The sequence below is a fragment of the uncultured Streptococcus sp. genome, assembly GCF_963516575.1.
Lineage (GTDB): Bacteria > Bacillota > Bacilli > Lactobacillales > Streptococcaceae > Streptococcus.
The window spans coordinates 23,897-38,574 of the sequence record NZ_CAUQCP010000001.1 but is presented as its reverse complement, the minus strand read 5'-3'; the positions used below and the strand labels follow the sequence as shown (position 1 = coordinate 38,574).

General features: G+C 39.2%; 8 protein-coding genes. 2 read left to right on the top strand and 6 right to left on the bottom strand.

Features of this window, described 5'->3' with window-relative positions; genetic code table 11:
* Positions 1 to 228 precede the first annotated feature (228 nt).
* The 3 genes from RWM06_RS00155 to gyrA all read right to left on the bottom strand — a co-directional run bounded on the left by RWM06_RS00155 (position 229) and on the right by gyrA (position 4,507).
* Positions 229 to 1,026, bottom strand: a complete 798-nt coding sequence (locus RWM06_RS00155; protein ID WP_313969664.1) for a formate/nitrite transporter family protein — start codon at positions 1,024 to 1,026, stop codon at positions 229 to 231.
* A 269-nt stretch (positions 1,027 to 1,295) separates the two neighbouring features.
* A complete protein-coding gene (locus tag RWM06_RS00150) occupies positions 1,296 to 2,039 on the bottom strand; it encodes a class A sortase (RefSeq protein ID WP_313969663.1) in 744 nt (247 codons plus the stop codon).
* Positions 2,039 to 4,507, bottom strand: coding sequence for a DNA gyrase subunit A (gyrA, locus tag RWM06_RS00145; RefSeq protein WP_313969662.1), 2,469 nt, complete (start codon positions 4,505 to 4,507; stop codon positions 2,039 to 2,041). Before gyrA ends, RWM06_RS00150 begins: the two co-directional genes overlap by 1 nt.
* A gap of 194 nt (positions 4,508 to 4,701) precedes the next feature.
* On the opposite strand from gyrA, the gene RWM06_RS00140 reads away from it, so the two are divergent.
* Complete coding sequence (locus tag RWM06_RS00140; protein ID WP_247934378.1) at positions 4,702 to 5,688, top strand: L-lactate dehydrogenase; 987 nt, start codon at positions 4,702 to 4,704, stop codon at positions 5,686 to 5,688.
* A 517-nt stretch (positions 5,689 to 6,205) separates the two neighbouring features.
* On the opposite strand, the gene pyk is transcribed toward RWM06_RS00140, so the two are convergent.
* The 3 genes from pyk to RWM06_RS00125 all read right to left on the bottom strand — a co-directional run bounded on the left by pyk (position 6,206) and on the right by RWM06_RS00125 (position 11,959).
* Positions 6,206 to 7,711: a pyruvate kinase gene (gene pyk / locus RWM06_RS00135; protein ID WP_313969661.1), complete on the bottom strand. Its 1,506-nt coding sequence runs from the start codon at positions 7,709 to 7,711 to the stop codon at positions 6,206 to 6,208.
* Between the two features lie 57 nt (positions 7,712 to 7,768).
* A complete protein-coding gene (pfkA, locus tag RWM06_RS00130) occupies positions 7,769 to 8,776 on the bottom strand; it encodes a 6-phosphofructokinase (protein ID WP_313969660.1) in 1,008 nt (335 codons plus the stop codon).
* Between the two features lie 81 nt (positions 8,777 to 8,857).
* Positions 8,858 to 11,959 (bottom strand): DNA polymerase III subunit alpha, encoded by a 3,102-nt coding sequence (locus RWM06_RS00125; RefSeq protein WP_313969659.1) that lies wholly within the window; start codon positions 11,957 to 11,959, stop codon positions 8,858 to 8,860.
* A 384-nt stretch (positions 11,960 to 12,343) separates the two neighbouring features.
* On the opposite strand from RWM06_RS00125, the gene RWM06_RS00120 reads away from it, so the two are divergent.
* Positions 12,344 to 14,626: a Xaa-Pro dipeptidyl-peptidase gene (locus RWM06_RS00120; protein ID WP_313969658.1), complete on the top strand. Its 2,283-nt coding sequence runs from the start codon at positions 12,344 to 12,346 to the stop codon at positions 14,624 to 14,626.
* Positions 14,627 to 14,678 lie beyond the last annotated feature (52 nt).

Here is a 14,678-nt window from a genome sequence, read left to right as displayed (position 1 = left end):
TTATTTGTGATAATTATAACATAAAACAGATATAAAGAAAAGCCTTTCATGATTGTATTTTTCCTAAATTTAAAAATTTAGCAATCGTTTACATTGTTTTAATAACAAGCTTTTAGAATTTTCAATTATCAGGATATTGAGGTTGCATGGAATAACTTTTATTCTATTTAATATGTTTATTACTAAATAGAACAAAATGACTTCTCCGCACCCCTACTCTGATTCTTCTTAATCAACATATGTATCTTCATTCTTATTTAGAAAGGCATACGGTAAACCAATCAGAATACCTCCACCTATAAAGTTAGCAATGAAGGTTACACCCCAATGTCGAAGGATATTTGGAAGATCAAAGTGAGGTACTTGATCAGCAATCATGCTAAATTTCATAATACTAAAGGAAGCAAAATTGGCAGCAATGTGCTCATTGGACAAGAAGACAAACATGGAAATAGCTGATAAAATAATCCATAGTTTGGCAGCACCATCTTTGACTAGTATAGATGAAAGAATGGCAATATTTACAAATACATTGGCAATAATTCCCTCAAGCAGGACTAAATCACTTGGACGCGCCAATTTCTTGGCTACAAGCTTAGGAAGGAAGCTATCTTGGGTCAAATGCGAAAAGGCTGACGAGTTGGCAAAGGCCCAGCCGGCTATCAAAGCACCAATGAGATTAAATAAAGTACAATAGAGTAAAATAATCATTGCCTTTTTCCAATCAATCTTTTTCAAGAACACTCCAGCTGTTAAGTACATCATATTAGAAGTTATCAATTCCGCATTTAGAAAGACGATATAGGCCAGCCCCCAAGCGAAAACAAATGGGAAAAGGAAATACCCACTACTTGGAACAATATTATTTAATAAATCCGCACCAATAGCCCCAGCAGCTGTACTAAAAGTTAAAAAAGCACCTGCAAACATGGAACGAATCGCATACTTGGACTTACTTTGATTGAAAAGACTTTCTTTCTTGTGGCAATAATAATCTATCTTCGAAATAAACTCTGAAGAACTCATAAACATCTCCTATTTTTTTATATTTATTATTATAACACATTTTTTTGAATGAGTAATCATTTTCTTAAATTTATAACATTTGTATTGATTTATACTCAATGAAAATCAAAGAGCAAACTAGGAACCTACCGCAGGCTCTACTTGAGTACGGTAAGGTGAAGCTGACCTAGTTTGAAGAGATTTTCGAAGAGTATTAGCATTATATAGTATGCTTATAAAGCAAAATAAAAAGAACCAGTAAAACTAAATGTTTACTGATTCTTTAACTATTAATAACGTTGCTTATATGGTTGATTGAAGGCTGTTAGAACTTCTTCAGGTGTTTGTGAATAGTCTTTTGTATCTTTCAAATCACCTTTTACAATAATCCGCTCTGTCGCATCATAGTCCACACAAGTTACAAGTGTGATCTCATCAACACCACTACGGTCATCAATCTCATCCACACGATCTGGTGTTACATGCTTGACCTCATGAATGACATAAGTATAAACCTTATCCTTATCAGTCAGATAAATTTTCATACCATTTTTAGCATGTGATAAGGGAGAAAATAGCATCTGACTGGCATTTTCTGCTGTAAAAATATGATGACTAGCTAGTGAATAATTTCCTTTCCCCATCACTTGGTCACGCTTCATTGTACCAGCTCCATAGAAAAGATTGACATTATCAAGACCTTTAAAAATAGGTAAGTTAATTTCTACTTCAGGAATAGCAATCCCACCAATAACTGGTAATTTTTGCGAATTCCATTGTGAGGATAAGACAGCTTCTGATGAAATGGCTTTTACTGAGTCAAAGTCAAAATTACCTTCTGTATCTTGATTTTCTTCCAATTTTTCTTTTGATACCTGGCTAACTTGATACTTGTTAGTATTCCAAACCATGAAAATATCACGAATTTTTGAATTAAAGATTAATGCCAGTGACAAGAGGATTAAGAATCCTGCCAAGACATTGATTAGTAAATTTTTACGGTTTGTTTTCTTATTATTCTTTTTATGAGACATTATGCTTCACCTTCTATTTCGTTTTCTGTCCCAACTTCTTCTTTTTCTGACGCTGCTACCGTTGTAAAGGTCACAATTTTAGCATCCTGATCCAAGCGCATCACTTTAACTCCCATAGTTGAGCGCCCTGTTTGTGAAATATTGGCAACGTTGGTTCGAATTATGACACCTGTATCAGTGATAATCATCAAATCTTCATCACCTTTAACAGTCAAAAGACCTGATAGAGGACCATTTTTCTCAGCTACATTAGCCGTCTTCATCCCTTTACCACCACGACCTTTTGTCGGATATTCGGTCGCAACTGTACGCTTACCATATCCTTTTTCTGTGATGATAAGAACCTCGTCCTGGTCTGTAATCACACTAGCACCAACAACTGTGTCCCCTTCACGGAGATTGACACCTTTCACACCAGTAGCGATACGACTCATGCCTCGAACGGCTGATTGATTAAAGCGAACTGCATAACCAAGCTTGGTACCGATGATAATATCCGTATCTTCTTCCGTCAACAAGACATTAATCAACTCATCTTCATCCTTTAGGTTCAATGCTTTAAGTCCATTTTGACGAATATTAGCAAACTCCTTAACGCTGGTTCTCTTCACAATACCATGACGGGTTGTGAAGAAGAGATAAGCATCATCGCTGCGTTCAGCTTCAACATTGATGATGGTCTGAATGCTTTCACCTTCATCCAATTTCAAAAGATTGACAATTGGCAATCCCTTGGCAGTACGGCCATACTCAGGAATTTCATAGCCTTTCAGGCGATAGACACGACCTTTATTTGTGAAGAAGAGCAGGTGATCATGGGTGCTGGTTGAAACCAACTCTCGAACAAAATCGTCATCCTTAACGCCTGTTCCTTGAACACCACGACCTCCACGTTTTTGAGCAGTAAACTCAGCTTGGTCTAGGCGTTTGATGTAGCCCTTGTTAGAAAGAGTGATCAAGACATCCGATTCTTCAATCAAATCCTCATCTTCGAGGCTTAAGACTTCACCAACCATCAATTCAGTACGACGTTGGTCGCCAAACTTACGCTTAACTTCGTCTAATTCATCTTTAATGATTTGAGAAACACGTTCGGGCTTAGCAAGAATATCTGCTAAATCCGCAATCAGAGCCAAGAGGTCATCATACTCAGACTGAATCTTATCGCGTTCCAAACCTGTCAAACGACGAAGGCGCATATCAAGGATGGCTTGACTTTGACGTTCAGAAAGCTTAAACTTGCTCATCAACTCAGCTTGTGCTTCCGCATCCGTTTCACTAGCACGGATGATACGAATCACTTCGTCGATATGGTCCAGTGCGATTAAGAGACCCTCTAAGATATGAGCACGCGCTTCTGCTTTTTCCTTATCAAAACGAGTACGACGAACAACCACTTCTTTTTGGTGCTCAATATAAGCATCCAAAATCTGACGAAGAGACAAAATCTTCGGTACCCCATTTTGAATAGCCAACATATTAAAACCAAAGTTGGTTTGCATCTGGGTCATCTTGAAGAGATTATTAAGGATAACATTGGCTGAGGCATCGCGCTTGACTTCGATAACAAATCGAACACCTTCACGGTTTGACTCATCACGTACTGCTGTAATCCCCTCAATGCGTTTTTCCTGGACCAAACGAACAATATGCTCATGCACCTTTGTTTTGTTGACCATATATGGGAATTCTGTTACAACGATGCGCTCACGGCCAGTCTTAGTTTCTTCAATTTCAGTACGAGAACGAAGAACAATCGAACCTTTACCTGTTTCGTAAGCCTTATGGATACCTGACTTCCCCATGACGAGGGCACCAGTTGGAAAATCTGGCCCAGGCAAGATTTCCATCAAATCCTTAGTGGTCACTTCAGGATTGTCCATGACCAACTTCACAGCATCAATAGTTTCACCCAAATTATGAGGTGGAATATTGGTTGCCATCCCGACAGCAATACCAGTTGCTCCATTAACCAAAAGGTTTGGAAAACGCGCTGGCAAGACCAAGGGTTCGCGTTCATTGGCATCATAGTTATCAACGAAATCAACCGTATTTTTATTGATATCACGAAGCATCTCCAGAGCAATCTTGCTCATACGTGCCTCAGTGTAACGCTGGGCGGCAGCACCATCGCCATCCATGGAACCAAAGTTCCCATGGCCATCTACAAGCATGTAACGGTAGCTCCACCATTGAGCCATACGGACCATAGCTTCATAGATAGAGGAGTCCCCGTGTGGGTGATATTTACCCATAACATCCCCTGTAATACGAGCAGATTTTTTATGGGGCTTATCTGGAGTAACACCCAATTCATTCATTCCGTAGAGAATACGACGGTGAACAGGTTTCAAGCCATCTCGAACATCAGGAAGAGCCCGCGCAACGATAACACTCATGGCGTAGTCGATAAAGCTCGTCTTCATCTCCTTTGTCAGATTGACATTCACTAAATTTCTATCCTGCATTAATAAATGCCTCATTTCACAATTAGTAATTAAATATATTATACCACAATGTCTGCCATATTTCAGGTATCTAGAACCACTAAAACGTTTACATCAAGAACTGCAAAGCATATCCGTGACAAAGCATTTTAAAAGTGATAGAATTGAAATAACTGGGGAACACCCTGAATAAAATTAAGGAGATGTTTAGACAAATGACACTAACTAAACAACACAAAAAAGTTATCCTTGTTGGTGATGGTGCTGTAGGTTCATCTTACGCTTTCGCCCTTGTTACTCAAGGAATCGCACAAGAACTTGGTATTATTGAAATTCCTCAATTGTTTGAAAAAGCAGTTGGTGACGCTGAAGACCTTAGCCACGCGCTTGCATTTACTTCACCAAAGAAAATCTACGCTGCTAAGTATGAAGACTGTGCGGACGCTGATCTTGTTGTTATCACTGCTGGTGCTCCTCAAAAACCAGGTGAAACTCGCCTTGACCTTGTAGGTAAAAACCTTGCTATCAACAAATCAATCGTTGAGCAAGTTGTTGCTTCTGGTTTCGATGGTATCTTCCTTGTAGCAGCTAACCCAGTTGACGTCTTAACTTACTCAACTTGGAAATTCTCTGGATTCCCTAAAGAACGCGTTATCGGTTCAGGTACTTCACTTGACTCAGCTCGTTTCCGTCAAGCCCTTGCTGAAACAATCGGTGTTGACGCTCGTTCAGTCCATGCCTACATCATGGGTGAACACGGTGACTCAGAATTCGCTGTTTGGTCTCACGCTAACGTTGCTGGTGTTAAATTGGAACAATGGTTGCAAGCAAACCGTGATTTGAATGAAGCTGACCTTGTTGAACTTTTCATCTCAGTTCGTGACGCAGCTTACTCAATCATCAACAAAAAAGGTGCTACTTACTACGGTATCGCCGTTGCCCTAGCTCGTATCACTCGTGCAATCCTTGATGACGAAAATGCCGTGCTACCACTCTCTGTATTCCAAGAAGGTCAATATGGTGTTGAAAACGTCTTTATCGGTCAACCAGCTATCGTTGGGGCACACGGTATCGTTCGTCCAGTAAATATCCCATTGAACGACGCAGAAACTCAAAAAATGCAAGCATCTGCAAAAGAATTGCAAGCTATCATTGACGAAGCATGGAAAAATCCTGAATTCCAAGCAGCTTCAAAAAATTAATTTAAATAGCTTGATAGACTAGCCAAAAAGTCTTTAAAATCAAAAAAACGCATAATATCAGGTATAGAAATCCTTGATAATATGCGTTTTATTGTGGAAAGATTTATTTCCTTTTCTCCTGAAATTAAGTTTTTGAATAGCTTCATTTTTTAACCCCATTAAAACTAAATCAATTTTGAAGTTTGCGTTTAGAAAATACCATTATAGTAGCTTGAATTAAGATATAAACAAATCGATTAGGGAAGTCAAATTAATTTCTAGAAATATTTTATCAGTCACGTCATACTATTCCAACTTCAATTTACTATATTCTGGACATTATCTCATATTACATTTTAGTTATAGATACACTAGGACAACAATCCAATACATACTTTACAAAAAATCTCGAGTAAGCAGTACTTGACGTACTTGATACCGTCACATTAAATGGCTAGTAAAAAGTTATGCCCTCTAGACAAAAAAGAGCCCATCATACAGGCTAGAAAGCTTGATATGATAGGCTTTTTTATTTTAATTAACGTACTGTGCGGATACGCATTGTGTTTGTACGGACAGCTTCTCCAAGTGGCACACCAGCTACGATAACGATATCGTCACCAGATTGTACAAGGCCTGCTTCAACTGCTTTACGTTCGGCAATTTCGAACATATCGTCAGTTGATGATGGAGCATCTGTCAACATTGGGATAACACCCCAGTTCAACATCAATCCACGTTCTGTCAATTCGTCAAATGTCAACGCCAAGATGTCAGCATTTGGACGGTATTTAGAGATCAAACGTGCAGTGTGACCTGTCTTAGTAAGAGTTACAACCAATTTAATGTCCATTGAGTTAGTAGCATCTTTAACAGCTGAAGCCATTACTTCTGTCTTAGAGTTACGTTCAAATGAATCTGAGTTCAAACGGCCGTATTCATTAAGAAGAGTTTGAGCGTTCTTGTCGATTGTAGCCATTGTAGTTACTGACTCAAGTGGGTATTTACCATTTGCAGACTCACCTGAAAGCATTGTAGCGTCAGTACCGTCGATAACAGCATTAAATACGTCTGATACTTCTGAACGTGTAGCACGTGGTTTTTCAGTCATTGTTTCAAGCATGTTTGTTGCAGTGATAACAACTTTACCTGCAGCATTAACTTTAGTGATGATCATTTTTTGGTAAACTGGAACCATTTCGAATGGTACTTCGATACCCATGTCACCACGAGCGATCATGATACCATCAGCAGCTTCGATGATTTCATCCAAGTTGTCGATACCTTGTTGGTTTTCGATTTTAGCGAACAATTGAACGTGTCCGTTTCCAGTTTCTTCACAGATTGCACGAACTTCGTTGACGTCTTTTGCAGTACGTACGAATGAAATCGCGATGAAGTTGATACCTTGTTCAAGACCAAAGCGGATATCATCGTTATCACGTTCAGCAAGAGCTGGGAAAGGAATTTTAGTGTTAGGGATATTAACACCTTTTTGTTTAGCGATTACGCCATCGTTTTCAACTTCAACTTCAAATTCACGAGTCGCATCATCTTTAGCAACTACACGAAGACCAAGTTTACCATCGTCAATTAATACTTGACGTCCAACTTCAACATCGTCATAGATATCAAGTGAACCAGCGACGTTCAATGCAATTACTTCACGAGTTGATTGAATTCCTTGTTTAGTTGCAACACGAATTTTTTCACCAGTTGTGTAAGAGTATTCTTTTGCATCTCCTTCGAACAATTCTGTACGGATTTCTGGTCCTTTAGTATCAAGAAGGAAACCAACTTTTTTACCTGCAAGTTTTTCAGCAAGTTTAACAGTTGCCATACGGTCACCTTGTTCTTGGTGGTCACCGTGTGAGAAGTTGAAACGGAATGTATTAGCACCAGCTTCAATCAATTTAGCAATGTTTTTAGCTGAAGCTTCAACATCCAGTTTTCCACTCCAATATCCATCTTCACCATATTTTTTACCACCACGGATTTCAACCGCAGGACCCAAAGTTGCAACGATTTTTACACGTTTGTTCATGATTTTGTGACTCCTTTATATAAATGACCTTTTTGGTCTTATTAACTAATTTTTTAATTATGACAAGTTCTTATTCAAGTCAGATAGCTCAAGATCAGCTTTATGTGGATTGTTAACCACAATCTTACCATCTGCAGTCAAGCTAAACAATGCTCCTTCTTCTGCAGTACCAAGAATTGGATTTTCAACCATTTTCTCATTACGGATACCAACCGCAACACCACCGATACCTTCTTTAAGAAGTTTAACGGCATGGGCACCCATACGTGATGCCAATACACGGTCACGAGCTGTTGGAGAACCACCACGTTGGATATGTCCAAGTTCTGTCACACGAAGGTCGCTTGTATCGCCAGCTTCTTTAAGTTTTTGGCCAAATTCAGCTGCTGACATAACACCTTCTGCCAAGACGATGATATTGTGTTTTTTACCACATTCATAGCCAGCTTTGATGCTTGCTACGATATCTTCCATCTTGAAACCTTCTTCAGGAATGATGATTTCATCAGCACCAGTAGCAATACCTGCCCAAAGAGCGATATCACCAGCGTTACGTCCCATAACTTCGATAACAAAAGTACGACGGTGACTTGATGATGTATCACGAATCTTATCGATAGCGTCCATAGCAGTCGTAACTGCTGTGTCAAAACCGATTGTGAAGTCAGTACCAACGATATCGTTATCGATTGTACCTGGAAGACCGATAGCAGGGAAGCCATGTTCAGTCAAACGCATAGCACCGTGGTAAGATCCGTCACCACCGATAACAACTACACCTTCAATCCCGTGTTTTTTCAATTGCTCAATTCCTTTAAGTTGCCCTTCAAGGTGAGCGAACTCTGGGTAACGAGCAGAGTGAAGGAAAGTACCACCACGAGAAATGATGTCTCCTACTGAAGCCGCATCTAGGGGATGAATTTCACCAGCAACCATACCAGCATATCCATCATAGATACCAAATACTTCCATTCCTTCTGAAATTGCTTGACGAACAACTGCACGGATAGCAGCATTCATACCAGGGGCGTCTCCACCACTAGTTAAAACAGCAATACGTTTCATTTGGTTTATGCTCCTTTTTCTTTTAACATTCTTACTGATTATATCACATTTAATTGGAAAATTCTTCTATTTTCCGTAATTTTAGCGATAAATCGTTTTCATAGCAATTTTATCCAATTTTGCTTCTAATTCATCAGATTTAGCTACAAAATGATGGGGAGAAACGATTGTTTTCTGTTCCTCTTCATACCTGATGATGACTGGGATTGGACCTTTATACTGGTCTAAAATTCTCGAAATTTCTTGATCCGATTCATGATTTTTTACCTGTATCCAAAAGCGTTCAGCAACTGCTTCTCTTATTTCTTGTGCAATCATTTGCAGACGGCCATCACGTGACTGGACTTTCCCTTTGATATAGTAGAAGGCTCCCTCTTTTATTTCCTGCCCAACCTGTCGATATAAGTCTGAAAAGAGAGTGACATCCAATTTTTTCTTACTGTCATCTACCTGTAAGAAAGCCATGTTTTCGCCCTTTTTGGTACGAATTACTTTTATTTTCTGAACTTCAACCAAAATAATAGCGTAGCTATTTTCTGACAAATTACTAATAGGAGTAATCGGGTAAATAGCTTTACTTGCAATAGTTTGTAGGGGATGTTTGCTGACACCTATCCCTAAAAGTTCTTGTTCCATATAGAATTTTTCTTGATCTGTCCAATCTTCCGATTCCTGCCAACTATAAATAGTATCTCCAAATAAACTTCCTAACTCTTTTACAAATTCAAATAGATTAGCTAAGTTATTGAATACTTTTTGACGATTTTTTTCAAATAAATCGAAAAGGCCAACTTTTACCAAAGGTTCTAGCAGAGGAAGTTTCAGATAATTCTCAGGTAATTTAGCTATAAAATCTTCAATGTTAGAATAAGGTCTATTTTCAATAATCCAAAGCGCCAAATCTTTGCTGACTCCCTTAATTGATTTCAAACCTAGATAGATAGACTTATTGGCAATTTTATCGTGATAGGGAATGGTGTTAATTGACAGAGGAGCTACTTCAAATCCTGCTTCTAGGGCATCCATTAAGTAATCACTGTTGGAAGAATTCAACATGACCTGATAAAAGATGGCTGGATAATGCGTTTTGAAATAGGCCAACTGGAAGGCCAAGGCTGAGTATGCATAGGCGTGTGACCTGTTAAAACCATAACCTGCAAACTTCTCCATGACATCAAAGACCTGCTCTGCCTTTTCCGCAGTATGACCAGCTTCTAAGGAGCCTTGAATAAAGGAAGCCCTCATCTCATGCATGGCAGAAGCATCCTTTTTCCCCATAGCCCGACGCAAAATATCGGCCTTTCCGAGACTAAATCCAGCAAATCGCTGAGCAACCTGCATAACCTGCTCCTGATAGAGCATAATACCATAAGTTGGAGCCAAAATATCCTCCAGAGCTGGATCTAGAACAGTCACTTCTTCCTGCCCATGCTTTCTTGCCACAAAATTATTGATATAATCGCTAGCACCTGGTCTATTTAGAGAAGTAGTCGCTACGACATCTTCAAAACAGACTGGTTGAACACGCTTAAGCAGACGAATAGCACCAGGTTGCTCAAATTGAAAGATACCTTTTGTATTGCCAGAGGCAAATAAAGCTAACGTTTCTTTGTCTTCCAAATCAATCTCGTCGATAGCTATCTTAACACCTTCTGTTTCAGCAAGCAACTCTTGCATCTTCTGGACAAAGGTCAAATTTCGCAGTCCCAGAAAGTCCATCTTCAAAAGCCCACTTGCTTCAACTCCATGAGCATCATACTGAGTCAATGGAATTTCGTCACCATGCTTTAGAGGGATGTAGTTGGTCAAGTCTTGGTCACTGATCACAACACCAGCCGCATGGACAGAGGTTTGTCTGGGATAGCCCTCTATCTTGCAAGCAATCTCAAAGGCTTTTTGGTATTCTAACTTACTATTGATTTGCTGACGAAACTGTAGATTGCCCTCATAGGCTGACTTTAGATTATCACGAAAACTGATTTTCTTGGTAATTGCGGACAATTCATACTCTGGCACACCAAAACGCTTCAAAACATCACGTAAAGCTTGCTTGGCCCCAAAGGTAGAAAAAGTAACGATTTGAGCCGCATGCTTACTACCATATTTATTACCAACATACCTGATAAAATCTGGACGATAAATATCTGGAATATCAATATCAATATCAGGCATGGTATAGCGTTCACGATTGAGGAAACGTTCAAAAATCAGATTTTTCTGAACTGGATCAATCCCTGTAATGTCTAAAGCATAGGAAACCAAGCTACCAACTGCGGAACCCCGTCCCATTCCCATATAGTAGCCATTCGAACGTCCAAAACGCAATAAATCCCAGACAACCAAGAAATAATCATCAAAGCCCATATCATGAATAACAGTCAATTCTTGGTCTAGACGGTCTTGATATTCTTTACTAGTCAACCCCTTCTGCGCAAGTCCCAAGTCAGCACGTTCTCTCAACTCTTCTACTGCTGGTCTAGCTGGATTAAAACGAGGCAGTTTCAGACTAGTATCCAAGTCATAAGAAATGCTTGAAATCAGCTTTTCTAAATTGTCTAAGGCTTGCGGAAAACGTTCTTGGAATAATTTCTCTAAAGAACTTGCCGATATAAAGACATCTTGTCGTGAGCGCAAGGGAACTTCTCTAAGCGGTAGATTTTCTTTAATCGCTGTTAATACTTGTAGAACTTCTCTATCCCTGCTTTCAAAAGCATTGACCCGATAAAGGGGCAAGATTGGATGATGAAATTCGCTTGTCAATGTTTCTGGATAAATCCCAATATAATAATCATATTCTAGATTTAGCGACTCAATCTCTTCAAAATAAGGCACAATGACCGCAATATCCTCCAGATACTGGGACAGGACTGACCATGTTTTCTCCCCCTGCATCTTGGCTGTTGAAAGCTTCATCAACTGCTGATAACCCACACTAGATAGGGCTAAAAAACGCAGATTCACTTCCTGCTCATCCACTAAAAGAGTCATTTCAAGCCCTAATAGAGGATGAATGCCGTATTTTTTTGTAACCTCTAGAAAGTCGAAAGCCCCATAAAGGTTATCAATATCCATCATAGCCAGATGAGTGTAGCCATAGTCTTTAGCTGCTCTCACATACTTGTCTATCGAAATAACGCTCTCCATAAAACTATAAACTGTTTTTGTATCTAGTTGTGCGATCAATTTACACTTCTCCTCTATCCTTCTCACTTTATTATACCATTTTTCAAAAAGAGAAAGACAAAAGCATCGAATCCTGTCTATATTTTATCCTTAAAGCAAAATTTTTTGAACGAAAAAAGTAAAGATACATTTAAAGAATCAAATACTCCGGTAATTTTTTTACTTTTTTATCCCAAAAAGTGAATATATCTTTTAAAAGAGAAAGATACGTTCAATTAACTTGTTCACTATAATAACTTATTTCAGCTATAGAATAGTACCTGTTTTTCCATATAAATTGTATTCATTATTCTTTAATTAATTTCTTTCTCATTTAATGATTCCCTTTATCCTATTTTTTTGATATAATAACCTTAATTATTTTTTATTTTATAAGGAGGTTATATGCGCTTTAATCAATTCAGCTATCTATCACTTCCAAGAAATACTATTTTATATGAATTTAAAAAGTATGGATTTGATTTTCCATCTGAGATGGCAGATAAAAAGATGTTAGAGACTTTTCTAAGTCGTGTCTTTTTTACTTATCAAGACATCAATTATCCACTCTCCATCTTAGCAGTTGATAAAGAAACAGATTTTCTGACATTTTGTCAGTCAGACAGAAAGTTGACTGCAGATATTTTCTACACTGTAGCCTTTCAACTCCTAGGTTTTTCTTATTTGGTTGACTTCGAAGACAGTGAAGTTTTCCGTAAAGAAACTGGTTTTCCCATCGTATATGGTGACTTGATTGAAAATCTCTATCAGTTGCTCAATACTCGAACAAAAAAAGGAAATCTCCTGATTGATCAACTGGTAAGTGACGGTCTTATCCCTGAAGATAATACCTACCACTACTTTAACGGCAAGAGTTTGGCTACCTTTTCCAGCCATGATGTCATTCGAGAGGTGGTCTACGTTGAGTCTCGTGTCGATACTGACCAAAAGGATCTACCTGACTTAGTCAAGGTCAGCATTATTCGTCCTCGTTTTGATGGACAAATCCCTGCTATCATGACAGCCAGTCCCTATCATCAGGGAACAAATGACAAAGCCAGCGACAAGGCTCTCTACAAGATGGAGGGTGAGCTTGAAGTAAAACCTGCTCACAAGATCGAACTAGAGAAACCTCAACTAAATCTCATCCAACCTCAAGGTCAAGCTGAGCTAGTGTCAGAAGCTGAGGAAAAACTAACTCACATCAACGCTAGCTATAGTCTCAACGACTACTTCCTTCCACGAGGCTTTGCTAATCTCTATGTCTCAGGTGTTGGTACCAAAGACTCTACTGGTTTCATGACTAACGGAGACTACCAGCAAATTGAGGCTTATAAAAATGTTATCGATTGGCTCAATGGTCGTTGCCGTGCCTTTACTGACCACACACGTCAGCGTCAAGTCAAGGCTGACTGGTCAAACGGAAAAGTAGCTACAACAGGACTTTCCTATCTAGGTACCATGTCAAACGGCCTTGCCACTACTGGTGTAGATGGCTTAGAAGTTATCATTGCCGAGGCTGGCATTTCTTCATGGTACAACTACTACCGTGAAAATGGTTTAGTGACTAGCCCAGGTGGCTATCCAGGCGAGGACTTTGACTCCCTTGCTGAGTTAACCTACTCTCGTAATCTCTTGGCTGGCGACTTTATTCGTGGTAATGAAGCTCATCAAGCTGATTTGGAAAAGGTAAAAGAACAACTGGATCGCAAGACTGGCGACTACAATCAGTTTTGGCATGACCGCAATTATCTGCTCAATGCTGATAAAGTGAAGGCAGAGGTTGTCTTTACTCATGGTTCTCAGGATTGGAATGTCAAACCACTTCATGTTTACCAGATGTTTCACGCCCTTCCTGATCATATAAACAAGCACCTCTTTTTCCATAATGGTGCCCATGTTTATATGAACAACTGGCAGTCCATTGACTTCCGTGAATCTATGAATGCCTTATTGGCTAAGAAATTATTGGGGCAGGAAACAGATTACCAACTCCCTACTGTTATCTGGCAGGACAATACTGCTCCTCAGACTTGGTTATCTCTTAATCAGTTCGGTGAGCAAGAAAACTTTGAAATCTTCTCGCTTGGTCAAGAAGAACAGGTCATTCAAAACCAGTATTCAGATAAGGATTTTGAGAGTTATGGTAAGACATACCAGACCTTCAATACGGAACTCTATCAAGGGAAAGCCAATCAAATTACTATTGACCTTCCTGTGACTAAGGATCTTCACTTGAACGGTCGCGCTCAACTCAATCTTCGTATCAAATCTAGTACAAACAAGGGACTCTTATCAGCCCAACTGCTAGAATTTGGTCAAAAGAAATACCTACAGCCTTATCCAGCTATTTTAAGTGCTAGAACCATTGACAACGGTCGCTATCACATGCTGGAAAACCTCTGTGAATTGCCATTTAGTGCAACTACACAACGAGTCATTACAAAAGGCTACCTTAATTTACAAAATAGAAATGATTTACTGTTAGTAGAGGATATCAAGGCAGGTGAATGGATGGATATCCAGTTTGAACTGCAGCCAACTATTTACAAGCTAAAAGAAGGTGACACTCTCCGTTTAGTCCTCTATACTACTGACTTTGAAATCACCATACGTGACAACACCGCTTACCACCTGACTGTTGATCTTGAACAGTCAAGTCTTGCCCTACCTTGTCAAAAGGTATAATATCAGACTTCAATATGGAATGATTTTAAGGACAAGGTCAATCCAAGACCCA